Origin of the sequence: Bradyrhizobium jicamae (assembly GCF_018130215.1) — a bacterium.
GTDB classification, from domain to species: domain Bacteria; phylum Pseudomonadota; class Alphaproteobacteria; order Rhizobiales; family Xanthobacteraceae; genus Bradyrhizobium; species Bradyrhizobium jicamae_A.
The window spans coordinates 1-20,154 of sequence record NZ_JAFCKQ010000065.1; the positions used below are offsets into that span (position 1 = coordinate 1).

At 65.2% G+C, this 20,154-nt stretch carries 17 protein-coding genes; 2 read left to right on the top strand and 15 right to left on the bottom strand.

The features are described 5' to 3' along the window. Window positions 1–350: 350 nt before the first annotated feature. Window positions 351–1,262: a PaaI family thioesterase gene (locus JQ586_RS36875; RefSeq protein ID WP_212399559.1), complete on the top strand. Its 912-nt coding sequence runs from the start codon at window positions 351–353 to the stop codon at window positions 1,260–1,262. On the opposite strand, the gene JQ586_RS36880 is transcribed toward JQ586_RS36875, so the two are convergent. The 12 genes from JQ586_RS36880 to JQ586_RS36935 all read right to left on the bottom strand — a co-directional run bounded on the left by JQ586_RS36880 (window position 1,259) and on the right by JQ586_RS36935 (window position 15,167). Further along, the gene (locus JQ586_RS36880; protein ID WP_312017067.1) at window positions 1,259–2,095 is read right to left on the bottom strand and encodes an inositol monophosphatase; all 837 of its coding nucleotides are present in this window, start codon (window positions 2,093–2,095) and stop codon (window positions 1,259–1,261) included. The two genes, JQ586_RS36875 and JQ586_RS36880, sit on opposite strands and share 4 nt — an antisense overlap. A gap of 57 nt (window positions 2,096–2,152) precedes the next feature. After that, window positions 2,153–3,343 (bottom strand): multiple monosaccharide ABC transporter permease, encoded by a 1,191-nt coding sequence (gene mmsB, locus JQ586_RS36885; RefSeq protein WP_212399560.1) that lies wholly within the window; start codon window positions 3,341–3,343, stop codon window positions 2,153–2,155. Next, window positions 3,340–4,908 (bottom strand): multiple monosaccharide ABC transporter ATP-binding protein, encoded by a 1,569-nt coding sequence (mmsA, locus tag JQ586_RS36890; RefSeq protein ID WP_212399561.1) that lies wholly within the window; start codon window positions 4,906–4,908, stop codon window positions 3,340–3,342. The genes mmsB and mmsA overlap by 4 nt, the downstream gene beginning before the upstream one ends. Window positions 4,909–4,974: 66 nt before the next feature. After that, window positions 4,975–6,048: a multiple monosaccharide ABC transporter substrate-binding protein gene (chvE, locus tag JQ586_RS36895; protein ID WP_212399562.1), complete on the bottom strand. Its 1,074-nt coding sequence runs from the start codon at window positions 6,046–6,048 to the stop codon at window positions 4,975–4,977. 460 nt (window positions 6,049–6,508) lie between these two features. After that, window positions 6,509–7,225 (bottom strand): HAD family hydrolase, encoded by a 717-nt coding sequence (locus tag JQ586_RS36900; RefSeq protein WP_212399563.1) that lies wholly within the window; start codon window positions 7,223–7,225, stop codon window positions 6,509–6,511. Beyond that, window positions 7,222–8,151, bottom strand: a complete 930-nt coding sequence (gene cbbX, locus JQ586_RS36905) for a CbbX protein (RefSeq protein ID WP_212399564.1) — start codon at window positions 8,149–8,151, stop codon at window positions 7,222–7,224. The genes JQ586_RS36900 and cbbX overlap by 4 nt, the downstream gene beginning before the upstream one ends. Window positions 8,152–8,259: 108 nt before the next feature. Then, window positions 8,260–8,685 carry a ribulose bisphosphate carboxylase small subunit gene (locus tag JQ586_RS36910; RefSeq protein WP_212399565.1) on the bottom strand — a complete coding sequence of 142 codons (426 nt, stop codon included), beginning with the start codon at window positions 8,683–8,685 and terminating at the stop codon, window positions 8,260–8,262. 12 nt (window positions 8,686–8,697) lie between these two features. Then, window positions 8,698–10,155 carry a form I ribulose bisphosphate carboxylase large subunit gene (locus JQ586_RS36915; protein WP_409334576.1) on the bottom strand — a complete coding sequence of 486 codons (1,458 nt, stop codon included), beginning with the start codon at window positions 10,153–10,155 and terminating at the stop codon, window positions 8,698–8,700. 33 nt (window positions 10,156–10,188) lie between these two features. Next, on the bottom strand, window positions 10,189–11,271 hold the full coding sequence (fba, locus tag JQ586_RS36920; RefSeq protein ID WP_212399567.1) for a class II fructose-bisphosphate aldolase: 1,083 nt from the start codon (window positions 11,269–11,271) through the stop codon (window positions 10,189–10,191). A gap of 15 nt (window positions 11,272–11,286) precedes the next feature. Beyond that, window positions 11,287–13,302: a transketolase gene (gene tkt / locus JQ586_RS36925; RefSeq protein WP_212399568.1), complete on the bottom strand. Its 2,016-nt coding sequence runs from the start codon at window positions 13,300–13,302 to the stop codon at window positions 11,287–11,289. Continuing rightward, window positions 13,299–14,174 carry a phosphoribulokinase gene (locus JQ586_RS36930; protein ID WP_212399569.1) on the bottom strand — a complete coding sequence of 292 codons (876 nt, stop codon included), beginning with the start codon at window positions 14,172–14,174 and terminating at the stop codon, window positions 13,299–13,301. The genes tkt and JQ586_RS36930 overlap by 4 nt, the downstream gene beginning before the upstream one ends. A gap of 12 nt (window positions 14,175–14,186) precedes the next feature. Beyond that, window positions 14,187–15,167 carry a class 1 fructose-bisphosphatase gene (locus JQ586_RS36935; RefSeq protein ID WP_249148616.1) on the bottom strand — a complete coding sequence of 327 codons (981 nt, stop codon included), beginning with the start codon at window positions 15,165–15,167 and terminating at the stop codon, window positions 14,187–14,189. Between the two features lie 204 nt (window positions 15,168–15,371). Here JQ586_RS36935 and JQ586_RS36940 point away from each other — a divergent pair, with 204 nt between their 5' ends. Further along, window positions 15,372–16,298 (top strand): LysR family transcriptional regulator, encoded by a 927-nt coding sequence (locus JQ586_RS36940; protein ID WP_212399570.1) that lies wholly within the window; start codon window positions 15,372–15,374, stop codon window positions 16,296–16,298. Window positions 16,299–16,395: 97 nt separating this feature from the next. Here the strand turns inward: JQ586_RS36940 and JQ586_RS36945 are convergent, their stop codons facing one another. The 3 genes from JQ586_RS36945 to JQ586_RS36955 are packed head-to-tail and all read right to left on the bottom strand — an operon-like array spanning window position 16,396 to window position 20,010. Continuing rightward, window positions 16,396–16,581, bottom strand: coding sequence for a hypothetical protein (locus tag JQ586_RS36945; protein WP_212399571.1), 186 nt, complete (start codon window positions 16,579–16,581; stop codon window positions 16,396–16,398). Next, complete coding sequence (locus tag JQ586_RS36950) at window positions 16,578–17,762, bottom strand: PepSY domain-containing protein (RefSeq protein ID WP_312017068.1); 1,185 nt, start codon at window positions 17,760–17,762, stop codon at window positions 16,578–16,580. Before JQ586_RS36950 ends, JQ586_RS36945 begins: the two co-directional genes overlap by 4 nt. After that, complete coding sequence (locus JQ586_RS36955) at window positions 17,719–20,010, bottom strand: TonB-dependent siderophore receptor (protein WP_249148614.1); 2,292 nt, start codon at window positions 20,008–20,010, stop codon at window positions 17,719–17,721. The genes JQ586_RS36950 and JQ586_RS36955 overlap by 44 nt, the downstream gene beginning before the upstream one ends. Window positions 20,011–20,154 lie beyond the last annotated feature (144 nt).

A 20,154-nucleotide genomic window follows, 5' to 3' on the forward strand; every position in this document is an offset into this window, starting at 1 on the left:
ACGTATAAGCCGTAACCCATCGCGCAGGGAAAGCCGGGTTGTTCCCGGTTACACCTGTGGTCCTACCCCCGTGCTTTCTACCTTGCACGGGGCCCATGGGTGCGATCGGCACCCGGCTTTCCCTGCGCCCTCTGTTCACAGAGCGGCCAAACCGAAGAGCAAAGCTCGGACGGATCATGTCGCGAGAATGCGGATGCTTGACTCACAGGCAGCGCAACAGACTTGATGTCATCCCGGCCCTCGTGCGCAAATGCGCACCAGGCCGGGACGAGGGCGATTGTTGCGGCGGCAGCACGGTACCCGTCACCCTCGCTTTTGCTCCTGCCGCGCCCTTGGTCTACAACCAAGCCATGTCCGAACCAAGCATATCCCTGCCCTTCGATGAACTGACGCGGGCGATCCAGGCGCGTCGCTCGATCTATGGCGCGATCAGCGGCCTCAGGCTCGACCGTGCCGCGCCCGGCGAAGCCTGGGCGAGCCTGCCCTATCGGCCGGTGTTCGTCGGCGACAGCGAGACCGGCGTCCTGCATGGCGGCGTGGTCACTGCGATGCTCGACGAAAGCTGCGGCATGGCCGTGCAGCTCGCACTCGACGGGACGCGCGCGATCGCAACGCTGGACCTGCGCATCGATTACCAGAAGCCGGCGACGCCGGGCCTCGACATCAAGGCGCATTCGATCTGCTATCGCGTCACCCGGCTGATCGCCTTCGTGCGAGCCACCGCCTATCAGGAGTCCGAGGACGACCCGGTCGCAACCGCGACCGCATGCTTCATGATCGATGCGAACCGCACCAACATGCTGATCGACCGGGCGGAAGCGATCGCCACCGCGCTGCCGACGCTGGATGCGCCCGATGATCCGGCCGGCCCTTTCGCGGACAGCCCGTTCGCGCGCTGCCTCGGGATCCAGGTCGGCGCCGATGATACGCTGGTGATGCCGTTCTCGCGAAAGATCATCGGCAATCCGATCCTGCCCGCGATCCATGGCGGCATCACCGGCGCCTTCCTCGAGACGACCGCGATCGTCGGCGTCACCCGCGAGCTCGGCATCAGGGCGCGGCCGAAGCCGATCGGGCTCACCATCAACTATCTGCGCTCGGGCCGCGCGCTCGACAGCCATGCGCGGGTGTCCGTCGTCAAGCAGGGCCGGCGCGTCGTCGCGTTCGAGGCGCAGGCCTGGCAGGATGATTCCGCCAAGCCGATCGCGTCCGCCTTCGGCCACTTCATGCTGCGGCAGACGCCGGACCTGGAGGAGGGTTAGTCACTGTTCGGCGGCAGGATCGCCTGCCGCGCCGCATGCCAGCTCGCCTCATCCGGCGCGCACAACAGTCCGCCGCCGTGATTGACGGGCTTGTAGGGGGAGCCGTCGAAATGCGCGCTGTATCCGCCGGCCTCGCGATGCAGCAGCCAGCCGGCGGCGTGATCCCACGGCATCAGCTTGTTGTAGAACAGCAGGTGGCAATACCCCGACGCCGCCATCCGGTATTCATGCGCGGCGCAGCGGAGCCAGCAGGTCATGCCGAGTTTCGAAAGATTACCCGCGACCGTCGCCCGCAGCGGCTCGGGCAGGAAGTTGACGCCGATCACCGCCTCCATCTGCTTGACCGGCACGGCAGGGGCGACCTTCAGATCGTGGCGCCGGCCATCCGTTGTCTCGAGCCAGGCGCCCTCGCCGCGCAGCGCGAAGGCGGTGTCGTTGCAGACGGGATCATGGATGGCGCCAAACACGATCTCGCCGCGCATGGTGGCGGCGACCATGGTGCCGAACAGCGGCAGGCTGGAGGTGAAATTCCGCGTGCCGTCGATCGGGTCGACGATGAAGGCGAGCTCCGCCGTTCCGATCCGGTCGAGCGCTGCCGGATCCTTCGCCGTTCCCTCCTCGCCGATGATGGCGGCGCCGGGAAATGCGCGCGACAGCTCAGCCGAGATCACCTGCTCGGCGGCTTCGTCGGCTTCGGTGACCACGTCGAAGACGGAGGTCTTGGTGCGGACCTCGATCTCCCGCACCCGCCGGAACCGCGGCATGATCTCGGTGCGGGCGGCCTCGGCCAGGATGTTTCCGATGGTCAGCGCATCGACATGGGACAGTTTCACGCGGCATTCTCCTGCGTTGCGGCGGCATCGTATCGCAGCAATGTGACCAGGTGGCGATCAGCGGCGCTGGTTGTAGACGTCGATGCAGACGGCGCCGAGCAGGACGAGGCCCTTGATCACCTGCTGGTAGTCGATGCCGATGCCGAGGATCGACATGCCGTTGTTCATCACGCCCATGATCATCGCGCCGACCACCGCGCCGCCGACACGGCCGACGCCGCCATAGGCCGAGGCGCCGCCGATGAAGCAGGCGGCGATGACGTCGAGCTCGAAGCCGAGCCCGGCCTTCGGCGTCGCCGTGTTGAGGCGCGCTGCGAACACCAGCCCGGCCAGCGCCGCCAGCACACCCATGTTGACGAAGGTCAGGAAGGTGAGCCGCTCGGTCTTGATGCCGGAGAGCTTCGCCGCCTTGGCATTGCCGCCCACCGCATAGATCTGCCGGCCGACCACCGTGCGGCGGGTGACGAAGCCGTAGAGCGCGATCAACACCGTCATGATGACCAGCACGTTCGGCAGGCCGCGATGCGAGGCGATCAGATAGGTGAAGTAGAGCACGGCACCCGCCAGCGCGATGCTCTTGGCGACGAAGAACATGTACGGTTCGACCTCGATGCCGTGCGACGCCTCGCGCGCCCGGCTCTTGGCGCTGGCGAGCACAAGCGCAAACGCCAGCACGATGCCGATCAGAAGCGAGGTCGGGTAGAGCGTGCCGGCGCTCGGGAACAATTCCGGAATGAAGCCGGACGACAGTTTCTGGAAGGTCGACGGAAACGGCCCGACCGATTGCCCCTGCAGCACGGCGAGCGCCAGCCCCTTGAACACCAGCATGCCCGCCAGCGTCACGATGAAGGACGGAATGCGGAAATAGGCGATCCAGTAGCCCTGGGCCGCGCCGATCGCGGCGCCGACCAGCAGGCAGGCGACGAAGGCGATCGGGTAGCCGACATGGTAGCGCACCATCAGCACCGCGGCGACCGCGCCCACGAAGCCCGCGACCGAACCGACCGAGAGGTCGATATGCCCGGTGACGATCACCAGCAGCATGCCGAGCGCCATGATGACGATGTAGCTGTTCTGCAACACGAGGTTGGTGAGATTGAGCGGCTGCAGCAGCGTGCCGTCGGTGACGATTTCGAAGAACAGCATGATCGCGAGCAGCGACAGCAGCATGCCGTAATTGCGCAGATTGTTCTTGATGAAGCCGGAATGCTTGGGAGCCTCGGGAAGTGACACCGTCTTGTCGGTCATTGCGCCGCTCCTTCCGCCCGCACCCCGCCGTTCGCGGACATCCTGACATTGCGCATGATGGCGCGCATGATCTTCTCCTGCGTCGCGTCGGCCGCCGCGAATTCACCGACGAAGGCGCCGTCATTCATCACGCAAATCCGGTCGCAGATGCCGAGCAGCTCGGGCATTTCCGACGAGATCACCACGACGCCCTTGCCGGCCTCGGCCAGCTCGTTGATGATACAATAGATCTCGTATTTCGCCCCGACATCGATCCCGCGGGTTGGCTCGTCCAGCATCAGGACCTTCGGATCGGTCATCAGCCATTTCGACAGCACCACCTTCTGCTGGTTGCCGCCCGAGAGCTGCCCGGTCTCCTGGTAGACGTCGGAGCAGCGGATCCGCATCCGGTTGCGGTAGTCGCTGGCAGCCTTCAGCTCGATGACGTCGTCGATCACGCCGCGCTCGGAGACCTGACCGAGGCTCGCCAGCGAGACGTTCTTGCGGACGTCGTCGGCCAGGATCAGCCCGAGCAGCTTGCGGTCCTCGGTGACATAGGCAAGGCCCGCATTGATCGCAGCCGGCACGCTGGAGAGATCGGGCTCGCCGCCATCGAGGCGGACCCTGCCGGAGATATTGTAGCCCCAGGCGCGGCCGAACAGGCTCATGGCGAACTCGGTCCGCCCGGCGCCCATCAGGCCGGCGATGCCGACGACCTCGCCGCGGCGCACGGTGAAATCGACATTCTTGATCACCTGCCGCTCGGTATGCAGCGGGTGATGCACCGACCAGTTCTCCACGTTCATCACGGGATCGCCGATCGGAACGTTCCGCTCGGGGAAGCGGTGGGCGAGATCGCGATTGACCATGCTGCGGATGATGCGGTCCTCCTCGACCTGCTCGGTCAGGCAGTCGAGGCTGTCGACTGTGCGACCGTCGCGCAGCACGGTGATGCGGTCGGCGACGCGCGCCACCTCGTTCAGCTTATGCGAGATCAGGATCGAGGCGATGCCTTGCGCGCGGAACGCCAGCAGCCGGTCCAGCAGGGCCGCGCTGTCGGCCTCGTTGAGGCTCGCGGTCGGCTCGTCGAGGATCAGGAGCTTGACCTTCTTGGACAGCGCCTTGGCGATCTCGACGAGCTGCTGCTTGCCGACACCGAGATCGGTGACCAGGGTGTCCGGAGACTCGCGCAGGCCGACCTGCGCCAGCAGCTCCGCTGTGCGCCGGTACACCGCGTCGCGATCGATCACGCCGAAGCGCGACGGCGGATGCGACAGGAAGATGTTCTCGGCGATCGACAGCAGCGGGATCAGCGCCAGCTCCTGGTGGATGATGATGATCCCGAGCGCCTCAGAATCGTTGATGTCGCGGAAGCGCCGCTCCTCGCCGTCGAAGACGATGGATCCCTCATAGCTGCCGGCGGGATAGACCCCGCTCAGCACCTTCATCAGGGTCGACTTGCCGGCGCCATTCTCGCCGACCAGCGCGTGGATCTGCCCGGGATCGACGGTGAAATTGACGTCGCGCAGCGCCTGCACGCCTGCAAAGCTCTTGCTGACGCCGCGCATCTCAAGCATTGCCGTCATCGAATCTCGTCCCGCAGCGCAAATCGCGTCCGGCGCGGCCGGCTGGTGCCGGCCGGCCGGTCCGCCCTAGTCGAATTGCGAGCGCTTGTAGTAGCCGCTGTCAATCAGGACTTTCTCCCAATTGGTCTTGTCCACCACCACGGGCTTGAGCAGATAGGATGGAACCACCTTGACACCATTGTTGTAGGTCTTGGTGTCGTTGACGGTGACCTCCTTCTTGTTCATCACGGCATCGACCATGTCGGCCGTCACCTTGGCGAGGTCGCGGGTGTCCTTGAAGATGGTCGAATATTGCTCGCCGCGCAGCATGGCCTTGATCGAGGGAACCTCGGCATCCTGCCCGCTCACGAACGGCATCGGCTGGTCCTTGCTGCCATAGCCGACGCCCTTCAGCGAGGAGATGATGCCGATCGACAGGCCGTCATAAGGCGACAGCACCGCATCGACCCGCTTCTTGCCGTAGTAGGCGCTGAGCAGATTGTCCATGCGCGCCTGCGCGGTCGCGCCGTCCCAGCGCAGGGTCGCGACCTTGTCCATGCCCATCTGGCCGCTGCCGACCACGAGCTTGCCGCTGTCGATGTAGGGCTTCAGCACCGACATCGCGCCGTCGTAGAAGAAATAGGCGTTGTTGTCGTCGGGCGAGCCGCCGAACAATTCGATGTTGAAGGGACCCTTGCCCTCCTTCAGCCCGAGCGCCTTCTCGATCGATTGCGCCTGCAGCACACCGACCTGGAAATTGTCGAAGGTCGCGTAATAGTCGACATTCGGCGTATCGCGGATCAGGCGGTCATAGGCGATGACGGTGATGCCCTGGGCCTTGGCCTGCTTGAGCGCGTCGGACAGCGTGGTGCCGTCGATCGCTGCGATGACCAGCACCTTGGCACCCTTGGTCACCATGTTCTCGACCTGGGAGAGCTGGTTCGGGATGTCGTCCTCGGCATATTGCAGATCGGTGCCGTAGCCGCGCTCCTTCAGCACCTTGACCATGTTGTTGCCGTCGTCGATCCAGCGCGCCGAGGATTTGGTCGGCATCGCGATCCCGATCGTCGCCTTGCCTTGAGCCAGCGCCTCGCTGTTGGCCGCGGCCCCGGCAAGGCCGGCCAGCGCCAGCGAAAACAAGGCAGTCCTCAGTTTGAACATGCGTCACTCCCTCTGTTGTTTGATTGGTCTCGTAGAAGCCTTCAGTCGTCGGCGACCTCGGGCGAACCCGCCACGCGTCTCGTGCGGCATCGCGGGCGCACCGCCGCCGTCACGACCGTAAAATGCTTGATGTCGATGCGGTCCATCGGCGACCCGCTCCCTCGCTCGCGCACGGCAACCCATCCCAATCCGCTGACCGCCGGCCGGTTCACCGGGCTGCGATGGAAAAGAGCAAGGCGCGCACAGCAGGAAAGGCTTTGGCGGTCATGAGGCGCAGTCTCCCGGAATGGTTCGAGTGTGCCGCCTATCCGAATTCACGGTATCACGGCACCCCTTCGCGGCCCGTTCGCGGTCGCTTCCCCACTATTTCACAAAAAATGCGGGTCGACTAATCATATTATTTGACTATTGGATATCACGGGAACGGATCAAGGCGGCCCAGCCCGGAGGGGGTCCGGGGTCAATAGTCGAGGCAGGACAGGTCATCGATGACCAGCAGCGCCCCGGTCCAGTCATCGTCCTGGAAATAGGCGCTGCGGGTGATGACGACGGGAATGCCGGCGTGCGATGCGGCGGCAAGGCCGTTGCCGGAATCCTCAACGGCGATGCAATCGGCTGGTCCGAGACCGAGCCGTTCCAGCACCTCGATATAGACGTCGGGCGCGGGCTTCTTCCGCGGAACGTCGTCCCCTGCAACGATTGCCTCGAACAATCCGGCCCATTCGCGGCCGAGCGCAACCGACAGCAGCGCATCGATATTGCCGTGCGACGTCGTCGTCGCGATCGCGAGGCGCTGGCCGCGCCTGCGGGCGCCGTCGATCCAGGCGTCCACCCCCGGGCGCAGCGGGCAACCGCCCGAGGCGATCAGCTCGGCGTAGCGCGCCGTCTTGATGCGATGCAGATCGGCAATCTCTTCGAAGGACAGCAGCGGGACGACGCTGTGCTGGTCGAAGGCACGGATGCGCTCCTTGCCACCCGCGATGCGCAGCAACCGTCCATAGGTGGCGCGATCCCAGTACCAGTGGAGACCGGCTTCGGCGAAGGCCTCGTTGAAGGCGCGACGATGCACTTCTTCGGTTTCAGCCAGCGTGCCGTCGACATCGAAGATCAGCGCGCGGGCGCTGCCGATCACCTCCCGCATCCCGCTGGTGCGGATCGCTGCCAGCGCCGCGCTCATTGCCCCTCGCCTGCCGCGGCCATGTCGCTTGCGAACACGCGGCTGGCGAGGACATCGCCGGCCTCGATCGACATCACGTCGTCCGCGGTCAGGATGCGATCGAGCTTGGCCACGATGCGGTTGGCCTGGCGCAGCCTGATCCTGTCAAGCGCGTTGCGGATCGAGCGCGCGTTCGAGAACAGCGGCTGTGTCTTGCGCACCGAGATGTAGCGGATGAAGGCATCGCGTGCTTCGGGGGAGAAACGATAATTCTGCTGCTGCAACATCAATTCCGAGATCCAGAGCAGCTCGGCGTCCGAATAGTCCGGGAAGTCGATGTGATGGGCGATGCGCGACCGGAAGCCCGGATTGCTCTGGAAGAATTTCTCCATCCGGTCGCCATAGCCGGCCAGGATCACCACCAGGTCCTCGCGCTGCTGCTCCATCACCTGAAGCAGGATCTCGATCGCCTCCTGGCCGTAGTCGCGCTCGTTCTCGGGCCGGTAGAGGTAATAGGCCTCGTCGATGAACAGCACGCCGCCCATGGCCTTCTTCAGGATCTCCTTTGTCTTCGGCGCGGTATGGCCGATATATTGGCCCACCAGATCGTCGCGGGTGACGCTGATGACATGGCCGCGGCGCACGAAGCCGAGCCGGTGCAGGATGCCGGCCATCCGCAGCGCCACCGTGGTCTTGCCGGTGCCGGGATTGCCGGTGAACGACATGTGCAGCGTCGGAAACGTGGTAGCGAGCGCCATCTTCTGCCTGATGCGCTCGACCAGCAGCAGGGAGGCGATCTCGCGGATGCGTGTCTTCACCGGCTTGAGCCCGATCAGTTCGGAATCGAGCTGGTCGAGCACGGCGCCGATGCCGAGGTCGGCGAATTCATGCCGGAGGTCGATCGCCTCGACCGGTGCTTCGCGGGGCAGTTCTTGCGGTTTCGTCATGATCATCTCGCATTTAAAAGCTCCGTCGCCGCGGCGGCGACGACGGAGAAGTGCATCCGGACCAGGACGGCCGAGGGAGTAATCCGCCTGGCTTTGACCGGACGCGTGTCAGCGGTCGGCGTAGCGCTCGCCCTCGGGGCGCGTCGCCGCATAGGAGTGCGTCGAATAGCGCACGTTGCGTCCGACGGATTCCTGCCGGTCGAGCCGGAAGCCGGGCTCCTCCTGCGGCCGGGTGACGATGAAGGACAGGCGCACCGACTCCCAGCCGTGGCTGGAATCGAAGCCGGAGATCCGGATGTAACGGTCGCCGTACACGCGCCGGCAGTCGGCGAGTTCCTTCATGATGCCCGCCGCGTCGCGGAGGTCGAACATCGGCAGGCCCCACATCTCCCAGTAGGTGTTGCGGGGATGCGGATCGTCGGTGAACTCGATGTTCACCGCCCAGCCCTTGTCGAGGCAGTATTGCACTTGCGCCGCGATCTGCTCGTCGGTGAGATCGGGCAGGAACGAGAAGCAGCCCTGGGTTATGCGCATGAAAAGCTCCTGTCAGACCGCCATGCTCGGCGTGGGGATGAAATCGGGTGCGTCAGTCGATTCGTAGTTGAAGGTGACATCCTTCCAGACATCGAGCGCCTCGCGCAGCGGCGTGCAGGACAGCGCCGCCTTGGCCAGGATCTCCGGCCCTTCATGGACGTAGTCCCGTCCCTCGTTGCGGGCGAGGATCATCGCTTCGAGCGCGACGCGATTGGCCGTGGCACCGGCCTGGATGCCGCGCGGATGGCCGATGGTGCCGCCGCCGAACTGCAGCACGACATCCTCGCCGAGCAGGTCGAGCAGCTGGTGCATCTGGCCGGCGTGGATGCCGCCCGAGGCCACCGGCATCAGCCTGTTCAGGCTCGCCCAGTGCTGGTCGAAGAACACGCCGTGCTCGAGCTGCATCGGGTTGAAGTCCTCGCGGCAGATGTCGTAGTAGCCGCGCGTCGTGTTCGGATCGCCCTCGAGCTTGCCGACCACCGTGCCGGCATGGATGTGATCGACACCGGCGAGCCGCATCCATTTTGCGATCACCCGGAACGAAACGCCGTGGCTACGCTGGCGCGTGTAGGTCGAGTGGCCGGCGCGATGCAGGTGCAGGATCATGTTGTTCTTGCGCGCCCACTTCGCCATCGACTGGATCGCCGTATAGCCGATCACGAGATCGATCATGACGATATTGGAGCCGATCTCGTGCGCGAACTCGGCACGCTCATACATGTCCTCCATCGTCGCCGCCGTGACATTCAGATAGGTGCCCTTGATCTCCCCGGTCGCAGCCTGCGCGCGGTTGACCGCCTCCATGCAGTACAGGAAGCGTTCGCGCCAATGCATGAAGGGCTGCGAATTGATGTTCTCGTCGTCCTTGGTGAAGTCGAGCCCGCCCTTCAGCGCCTCGTAGACGACGCGGCCGTAGTTGCGGCCCGAAAGCCCGAGCTTCGGCTTCACGGTCGCACCCAGCAGCGGACGGCCGAACTTGTCGAGCCGTTCGCGCTCGACCACGATGCCGGTCGCAGGTCCCTGGAACGTCTTCACATAGGCGACCGGCAGCCGCATGTCCTCGAGCCGCAGCGCCTTCAGCGGCTTGAAGCCGAACACGTTGCCGATGATCGACGCCGTCAGGTTCGCGATCGAACCCGGCTCGAACAGGTCGAGATCATAGGCGATATAGGCAAAGTAGCTGCCGGGCGAGTTCGGCACCGGATCGACGCGGTAGCACTTGGCCCGGTATTTCTCAGCGGCGGTCAGCCGATCAGTCCACACCACGGTCCAGGTCGCCGTCGAGGACTCGCCGGCGACCGCGGCACAGGCCTCGGTCGCATCGACGCCGTCCTGCGGCGTCACCCGGAACAGTGCGATGACGTCGGTGTCCTTGGGCTCGTAGTTCGGCTCCCAATAGCCCATGCGCTTGTATTCCATCACGCCGGACTTGTAGCGATCCTTGCCGCGCACGGTGATCGACTGCTGCATGTTCATCTGGATCTCCTGTTGTTGGTCGCCGCTTCAAGCGGCCTCTGTCATGTTTCCAATCTGCGGATCGAGCGCACCGGCCCGGTAGCGCCGAGCCATCTCCGGCAGCGGCACCACCTTGATCTTCCCGGCATTGCCGGCGGTCCCGAATTGCTCGAAGCGGTCCCGGCAGAGTTCGCGCAGCGCGTCCATCGCGGGCTTGAGGAACTTGCGCGGGTCGAACTCGCTCTTCGACTGAACCGCGACCTTGCGGAACGCCCCCGCCATCGCGAGCCGACAATCGGTATCGATGTTGACCTTGCGCACGCCGTGCCTGATGCCGCGGACGATCTCCTCGACCGGCACGCCCCAGGTCTGCGGCATCTCGCCGCCGAACGCGTTGAACACATCCTGCAACGGCTGTGGCACCGAGGAGGAGCCGTGCATGACCAGATGCGTGTTCGGCAGCCGGGCGTGGATCTCCTCGATCACGCGCATCGCCAGGATCTCGCCATCGGGCTGGCGCGTGAACTTGTAGGCGCCGTGCGAAGTGCCCATCGCGATCGCCAGCGCATCGACCCTGGTGGCGCGTACGAAATCGACGGCCTGGTCGGGATCGGTGAGCAGCTGATCGCGGCTCAGCTTGCCTTCGGCGCCGTGACCGTCTTCCTGTTCGCCGCCGCCATGCTCCAGCGAGCCGAGCACGCCGAGCTCGCCCTCCACGGAGGCGCCGACCCAGTGCGCCATCTCGACGACGCGGCGGGTGATGTCGACATTGTAATCATAGTCGGCCGCGGTCTTGGCATCGGCCCTCAGCGAGCCGTCCATCATCACCGAGGTGAAGCCGTAGCGGATCGCGCTGGCGCAGGTCGCCTCCTCGTTACCGTGATCGAGATGCAGGCAGAGCGGGATCTGCGGATACATCTCCTCCAGCGCATCGATCATTCTCGCCAGCATGATGTCGCCGGTATAGGCGCGCGCGCCGCGCGAGGCCTGCATGATGACCGGGGCATCACAGGCGGAGGCGGCCTCCATGATGGCAAGGCCCTGCTCCATGTTGTTGATGTTGAAGGCCGGCACGCCGTAGCCGCGCTCGGCGGCATGATCCAGCAATTGTCTCAAAGTGATCCGCGCCATGGTGGCGTCCTCCTTTCAATTCGCTCGATGAATGACACGCTTCGCTGCCGCGGCGACGGCCGCCGGCGTGATGCCGAATTCGCGGTAGAGCACGTCGGCGGGCGCGGACGCGCCGAAGCCGGTCATGCCGATGAACTCGCCGCCGTCGCCGAGCCAGCGCGCCCAGTCGCCCTCGACCGCGGCCTCAACTCCGACGCGCGGGGCGCTGCCCAGGACCGTGGCGCGGTAGTCGCGCGGCTGCTCACGGAACAGGTCGAAGCACGGCGCCGACACCACGGCGGCGCTGATGCCGTCGTCGGCCAGATGGTTCGCGGCTTCCAGTGCGATCGACACCTCGGAGCCGCTCGCGATCAGCGTGACGTCGCGTCCCTTCTCGGGCTCGACGATCACATAGGCCCCGCGCGCGACCTGGTTGATCTCGGTGGTGCCGTCGCGGAAGGCCGGGAGCGCCTGCCGCGACAGGCAGAGGATCGATGGCGAGGTCTCGGCCTTCAGCGCACAGTCCCAGGCCTCGGCGGTCTCGACTGCATCGGCGGGCCGGAACACCAGCAGGTTCGGGATCGCCCGCAGCGCGGCGAGATGCTCCACCGGCTGATGCGTCGGTCCGTCCTCGCCGAGCCCGATCGAATCGTGGGTCATCACATGGACGACGCGGATGCCCATCAGTGCGGCGAGCCGGATCGCCGGACGATTGTAGTCGGCAAAGCTGAGGAACGTGCCGCCATAGGGAATGAATCCGCCATGGAGCGCAATACCATTCATCGCCGCGGCCATGCCGTGCTCGCGGATGCCGTAGTGGATGTAGCTGCCGTCGAGCGCAGCCGGCCGCACCGGAGCTTGCGATTTCGCCAGCGTGAGGTTGGAGTGCGTGAGATCGGCCGAGCCGCCGAGCAGGTTCGGCAGCGCTTCCGCGATCACATCGATCACCTGCTGCGAGGCCTGTCGAGTCGCGAGCTTCGGCCGCTCCGTCGCGAAGCGCGCGCGCAGCCTGGCCATCGCCTCGGCATAGGCGCAGGGCAGCTTCCGGTTCAGCGCGTCGTGAAAAGGCGACCGCTCGCCGTTACACGCCTTTCGCGAGCGCTCGATCCAGGCGCGCCTTGCATCGCGGCCGCGCGTACCGATCTCGCGCCATTCAGCGAGGACCACATCGGGCACCTCGAACGGAGGATACGGCCAGCCGAGCGCAGCGCGGGTCTTCTGCACCTCATCCGTGCCGAGCGGCGCGCCATGCACCTTCTCGCTGCCTTGCCGGTTCGGTGCGCCGAACCCGATCATGGTGCGGCAGGCGATCAGCGACGGGCGGTCGCTGGCCTTGGCGTGCCGGATCGCTGCTGCGATCGCCTGCGGATCGTGGCCATCGATGCTGCTGACATCCCAGCCGCTGGCCTTGAACCGTGCCGTCTGGTCGTCCGAACACGACAGGGATGTTGCGCCGTCGATCGAGATCCGGTTGTCGTCGAACAGCACGATCAGCCGGTTCAGCCTGAGATGGCCGGCGAGCGAGATCGCTTCCTGGCTGATGCCCTCCATCAGGCAGCCGTCGCCGGATATCACATAAGTGAAGTGATCGACGAGGTCGTCGCCGAAGCGCGCGTTCATCAGCCGCTCGGCCAGCGCCATGCCGACCGCCGTCGCGATGCCCTGCCCGAGTGGTCCCGTCGTGGTCTCGACACCGGGCGTATGACCGTATTCCGGATGCCCGGGCGTCTTCGAGCCCCACTGCCTGAACGCCTTGAGCTGGTCGAGCGTCATGGCCTCATAGCCGGCCAGATACAGCAGCGCATACAGCAGCATCGAGCCGTGGCCAGCCGAGAGCACGAAGCGGTCGCGGTCGGGCCAGGCGGGATCGGCGGGATCGAACTTCAGGAAGTCCTGAAACAGCACGGTGGCGACATCGGCCATGCCCATCGGCATGCCGGGATGGCCGGACTTCGCCTGCTCCACCGCGTCGATGGCGAGGAAGCGGATGGCATTGGCCATTTCGGCGTGGCCGATCTCGGGTTGGCTGGCTATGGGCGCAAGCGCGGTCATATCGTTCGCCTCTTTCGTTCGATCAGTTGCAGGATCAGCGGCGTCAGGATGAGCTGCATCGCAAGGTCGAGCTTGGCGCCATGAATCACGATCGAGTTGGCCCGCGACATGAAGCTGTGCGGGATCATCGAGAGCAGATAGGGGAAGTCGATGCCGCGCGGGTTCTTCAGACGAATGACGACCATCGATTCGTCGGGGGTCGGGATCCAGCGCGCGATGAACGGGTTCGACGTGTCGACCGTCGGAACGCGCTGGAAGTTGATGTCGGTCTCGGTGAACTGCGGGCATATGTAATTCACGTAGTCGGGCATCCGGCGCAGGATGGTGTCGGTCACCGCTTCCGTCGAATAGCCACGATGGCTGCGGTCGCGATGCAGCTTCTGGATCCATTCCAGGTTGATGACCGGGACGACGCCGATCTTGAGATCCGCATGCTGCGCGACGTTCACCTTGTCGGTGACGACGGCGCCATGCAGGCCCTCGTAGAACAAGAGATCCGAATTGTCCGGCAGCGCCTCCCATGCGGTGAAGGTGCCGGGCTTCGCGCCGTAAAGCCGCTCTTCCTCCGCGTCGTGCACATAGTGCCGCGTGGTTCCGGTGCCGGTCTCGGCATAGTCACGGAACAGCTTTTCGAGTTCCTCGAACAGATTGGTTTCGGGGCTGAAATGGCTGAAATGCTTGTTGCCGCGCTCAGCCTCCTCCGACATCTTGCTGCGCATCTCGGCGCGGTCGTAGCGATGGAATGCGTCGCCCTCGATGTAGGCCGCCACGACGTTCTCGCGACGGAAGATATTCTCGAAGGTCTTCTTCACCGACGTCGTGCCGGCGCCGGAAGAGCCCGTGATCGAGATGATGGGGTGTCGGCGCGACATGCGATCCTCCCCTCAGCGGAACAGGCCGCGCCGTGCGAACAGCGGGGCATCGCTGCTCTCGAACAACGGCTCGACGGTCAGGTGGTGCGCATCGACGTCGCGCACGGCGCGCGTCGATCCCATGATCAGCGGCACGCGCTGATGCAAGGTCCGCGCCGACAATTCGAGGATCCGCGACCGGCCGTTCGAGGCGGCGCCGCCGGCCCATTCCATGATCAGCGCGATCGGGTGCGCCTCATACAACAGCCGCAGGCGGCCCTCGCGATAACCCTGGCGTGCATCCGCCGGATAGAGGAACACGCCGCCGCGCAGCAGGATCCGATAGGCCTCGGCGACCAGCGAACCGATCCAGCGCATGTTGAAATCCTCGCCGCGTTCGCCGTTGGCCCCGGCGATGCACTGGTCGACGTAGCTGCGCACCGCGCTGCTCCAGTGCCGGCGGTTGGACGCGTTGATCGCGAACTCGGGCGTATCGGGCGGCACCTGCAGGTCGCGCCCGGTCAGGACGAATTCGCCTCTGCGCGGATCGAGCGTGAAGCAATCGACGCACTGGTCGAGCGCCAGCACCAGGACGGTCTGCGGACCGTAGATGAAGCAGCCCGCGGCGCACTGCGCCGTGCCCGGCTCGAAGAATGTCGACAGTGCGTCATATGCCTTCGGCCGGATCGAGAAGATGGTGCCGATGGAGATGTTGTTCTCGAGATTGGCGGAGCCGTCGAGCGGATCGATTGCGACGCAAAGCGGCGCATCGACGTCAAGCGTCTCCGGCAGCTCCGCCTCCTCCGAGAGCACGGCGGCAACCGGCGCGGTGCGCAATGCCTCGCGCATCAGGCGGTCGGCAACGATGTCGATCGTGCGCTGCCGGTCGCCGTCGGGATTGACGCCGCCGCTCTCTCCGCCGATCCCGGCAATGGAACCGGCCGCAATGGTCTGCGCGAGTTCCACCGCGGCGCCCGCCAGCGCCTCGACAACGGCGACGGTCGCCGCGCGCATCGGGTTGTGCTCCGCCGGCCACTCCAGATAGGCACGCAATGCAGGACGAATCTCCACGGGTCTTCTCCCTTTGCTCGCCCTCTGTGCCGAGGCGTCGATCGGCGACCCACGGGAGTCGCCTTCGCCATCATCAACGCCCGAATTGCCGAATTAGGGAAATTTTATTATCTTTGGTCCGGGCAAAGTATTTCTTATGGAGCCGCCATGGCCGGCCACTTCTCGCGGGACCTCACCATTCGCCAGCTGCGCGCGCTGTCCGCCGTGCACGAGGCCGGCTCGATCACGTCGGCGGCAAGCCGCCTCAACCTCACGCAGCCGGCGGTGACGCTGCAGCTCCGCAATCTGCAGGCGCTCGCGGGGCTGACGCTGATCCAGCGCACCGGCGACGGCATGGCGTTGACGGATGCCGGCGCGCACGTGCTTGCGATGGTCGAGCGGATCGAGGCGGCGCTCAAGGATTGCGAGCAATCGCTCGATCTGATCGCGGGCCGCAGCGGCGGGCGGGTCTCGATGGGCGCGGTCTCTACCGCAAAATACTTCGTGCCGTTTGCGATCGCCGCGTTCTCCCGGCGCTTCCCGAAGATCGAGGTCACGCTCCGGATCGGCAATCGCGAGGAGATCCGCGACGCGCTGCGCGGCTACGACCTCGACATCGCCGTGATGGGACGGCCGCCGGCCGATGTCGAGGTCGAGATGCGAACGCTCGGCCGGCATCCGCACTTCATCGTCGCTGCCGCCGACCATCGCCTTGCGCGGCGGCGGCACGTCGAGACATCGGAGCTCGCCAACGAGACCTTCATCATCCGCGAGCAGGGCTCCGGCACGCGGATGCTGATGGAAGAGTTTTGCCAGCGGGCCAGGCTGGCTCCGAAGATCGGCATGGCGATGGACAGCAACGAGACCATCAAGCAGGCCGTCATGGCCGGGCTCGGCATCGCCTTCATCTCCCAGCACACCGTGTTTCACGAACTGGAGGACGGTCGCCTCGTGGTGCTCAAGGTCAAGGGATTGCCCATCGTCCGCCAATGGCATGCGATCCGCCGCGCCGACAAGGTGCTGCTGCCGCCGGCACAGGCGATGCTGGACTTCCTCGGCAAGGACGGCTGGCGCTATCTGCCCAATGCGCGCTAAAGCGCGATGAGATAAGGCTGAATCGTCATCGCGCTTTAGTTCTTTGTTTGAGCATGATCTTTTCGGAAAATCGCTACACACTTTTCCGGATCATGCGCTAGCGAAATCGCAGGCGCAGCCAGACCCATGCAACGATCGCAACCGGCGAGCCGACCGCCAGCCACGAGAAGCGGCGTCCGTCATCGCCCAGCAGCAGCGCGGCGAGCAGACCGCACAGGGCCAGGGTCGCAACAACGATCGGCATACCGAATACGCCGCTCCAGCGCGGGCGACCTGGCGTCATCGCACCGGCGCCGGTTCGCCTGCGGCAGCCACGCGTCCCCGCTTCCGCCTCCGCGCCAGCCAGAGATAGAGCCCGCTGCCGATCACGATGATGGTCAATGCGTCCAGAGCCGCCCAGATGATCTTGAGCGGCATGCCGCCATAGTCACCGAAATGCAGCGGCTGCGAGATCAGCAGCGCCTGCAGATAGCCAGGCAGCGCGCGGGTCTCGGAGACTTCTGCAGTCTCGCCGTCGAGCAGCACCGGCTTCAGCAGCCGCGACGTCAGCGGCGTGTCGCCGCGCATGAAGGCCGCATAGTGATGCGAGGAGGTGAACGGCGTTCCCGGATAGGCGACGAAGGCGACCTCCATTCCGGGCGCCGCTTGCCTCGCCCGTGCCACGACCTGATCCAGCGGCGCGAGCTTCGGCGGCGGCGGCTTGCCGGCATAGGGCTTCACCATCTCGGCAAGCTCGCTGGCCTTCCACTGGTTCAGCAACAGCTCGGCCCAGGTGTTGATCACGCCGGTGATGCCCACCACCAGGGCCCAGACGATCGTCACCACGCCGATCAGATTGTGCCAGTCGAGCCAGGCGACACGGCGCGCCGATTGCGTGCGGACCGTGGCGAAGCGCAGGCGACGGGTGAACGGCCAGTACAACGTCACGCCGGAGATGATCGCGGCCGCGAACAAAAGCCCCATCGCGCCGAGGAACAGCTTGCCGGCCTGGCCTGCGAACATGTCGGTGTGCAGCTTCAGGACGATCAGCATCGGCCCGACGCCGACCAGCCCGAGCGGCTTCGCCGTCACCGCATCAAACGCGCGCACCGTGGCACCGTCGGGCTTGCCGTCCGGCGTGGTGTTGGTGAACGCCAACACGATTCCGGGCTCGTCCTTGTCCCAGGAGACGTATTGCATCACCCGCCCGGGATCGGCGGCGAGCGCAGCCGCGACGATCCGTTGCGGCGGCAGCGGCGGGCGGCCCGCGGCGGGCTCCGGCCGCGGTGCATAGCCGAGCGCCGCGTCGATCTCGTGATGGAAGATCAGCGGCAGCCCGGTGAGGCAGAGCAATAGCAGGAATACGGTCGAGATCAGGCTGGTCCAGCGATGGACCAGCGACCAGACCCTGACAGTCGGCGCCTTCAGCTGCCCCTCCCCGTCACCATTTGTAGCCGAGGCTGGCGGTGATCCTGCGACGATCACCGTAGAAGCAGGACGACGTGCTGGCGCAGCTCGCGACATAGATGGTGTCGGCGATGTTGATGACGTTCAGCGCCGCACGCCAGCCCTGCCATTCGTAATGGATGGTGGCATCTCCGAGCACCACTGACGGGACCGCGAGCGTGTTCGCCTGGTCGGCGAAGGACGAGCCGATGTAGCGCGCGCCGCCACCAAAGCCGAAACCCGCGAGCGCACCCTGCTGGAAGGTGTAGTCGGCCCAGAGCGATCCGATCTGCTCGGGCGTATTGGTCGGCACCTTGCCGATCAGCGCCGGATTGAGATCCTTGCTGGTGAAGATGTCGTAGGTCGTGAACGCAGCCGTCAGCTTCAGCCCGGGCAAGGGGTTCGCAACGCCTTCCACCTCGAACCCGCGCGAGGTGACCTCGCCGGTCTGGTTCTGCAGTAGCGGGTTGTTCGGGTCGGTCGTCAGCGCATTCTGACGCTTCAGATCGAACCATGCGAAGGTGAAATGACCGTTGAAGCCGTTCGGCTCGACCTTGACGCCCACCTCGGACTGCTGCCCGGTTTCCGGCAGCAGCAACTGGTTCGACGCGTTGAGGCCAATCACCGGATTGTAGCTCGTCGCATAGGAGACGTAGGGCGCAATGCCGTTGTCGAAATTGTAGATCAGGCCGGCGCGGCCGCTGAACTTGCTGTCCTCGCGATTGTAGAGCGTGACGCCGCTCGGCCGGTCATCCTGGCTGGTCGACACCCAGTCATTGCGGCCGCTCAGCACCAGCGTGAAGCGGCCGAGCTTCATCTGATCCTGCACATAGGTGCCGAGCTGCTCCTGGGTGATCACATAGTTACGGAACGGCGTCGTCGTGAAAGGCAGGCTGCCCAGTCCGTAGACCGGATTGAACACGTTGAGCGACGGCGTGGTCCCGAACTGGAAGATCTGGTAGTCGTCGATCCGATAGTCCTTCAGGTCGACGCCGAACAGCAACGTGTGCTGCACCGGACCGGTAGCGACGCGATATTCGAGCTGGCTGTCGAGATCGGCCTGGTCGGCCGTGTCCTTCGCGTACCAGTTATAGCGCCCGAGCGTGCCGGCCGTCATGTCGGTGTAGCCGTTGCCGATCAGCCCGCGATAGGTGACGTCGACATGGGCGAAGCGCGCATTCTGGCGGAAGGTGACATTGTCGGAGAGATTGCGCTCGAACTGATAGCCGAGCATTTCCTGTTCGCGCGTGAAGCTGTCGATCGAGGGATCGCCGACGAACAGGCTGGTCGGGATCTTGCCGAACGGCGCGTTGGTGACCGTGCCGACATAGGGCAGGAAGTTGATGCCGCGGGTTTCATTCCGTGAAGCCGAGGCGAGCACGGTGAAGGTGGTGTCGCCGTCGGGCTTCCAGGTCACCGACGGCGCGATGAAGTAGTTGTTGTCGGGCGTGAAGTTGACCTGGGTGCCGCCGTTCTGGACCTGCCCCACCAGCCGGTAGAACAGCTTGCCGTCCTGCTTGCCGTCCTGCGGCTGCGCCGGCACCGGCCCGCCGATGTCGAAGCCGACATAAGCGTTGCCGAAATTGTTGACGCCGGTCTCGAGGTAGCGGATCGGCTCCTCGGGCGGCATCTTGCTGATCGCGTTGACGATGCCGCTCGGGCTCGAGCCGCCGTAGAGCACGGCGGACGGACCGCGCAGCACCTCGACGCGCTCGAGATCGAACGGTTGCAGCTTCCAGCTCGCGTAGGACGTATAGAACAGTTGCAGCCCGTCGAGGAACAGGCCGACATCGTCGGACTTGAAGCCGCGGATCAGGAACCAGTCATTGCGGGTATCTGCACCGAAGGTCCCCGGAAGCACACCGGCGGAATAGCGCAGCGTCTCGTCGAACTTGCCGGGTTTCTGATCGCGGATCTGCTCGGCGCCCACCACCGACACCGATTGCGGAATCTCCATGATCGGCGTGTTGGTCTTGGTGCCCGTCGAGCTCTGATGCGCGACATATCCCTGGATCGGGCCACGCGGGCTCTCGACAAAGCCGACGTTGCGTACCGGCGGCGGCTTCTGCGGCGCAGCCGGCTGCGCAACACGGTGGATACGGCGCGGCGCCGCAGCAGTTGCCCGCCGTCGCGCTTCCGGTGACGCGACCACCACCGGCGGCAGCGACTGCGCGCCGGATTGCTGCGGCGACGTGGCTGTGCTCTGGGCTGGAGATGAATGTGGCAGCAAGGCCAATACGGATGCGGTCGCCGATGCTGCGACCCGCAAGAGACGGAAAATGTTCAATGCGCCCTGCCCTCAATTGCAACGGAGTCCTGTCACGCGGCCTTCAGTGCTGCGTGCGTTGCCGCATGGCTTACGCGAGCGATCACGAATCCTCTAATGGAAGGGCTCTTAGAGCTGCTCTTAGAGACGATGCAGGATTTCGAG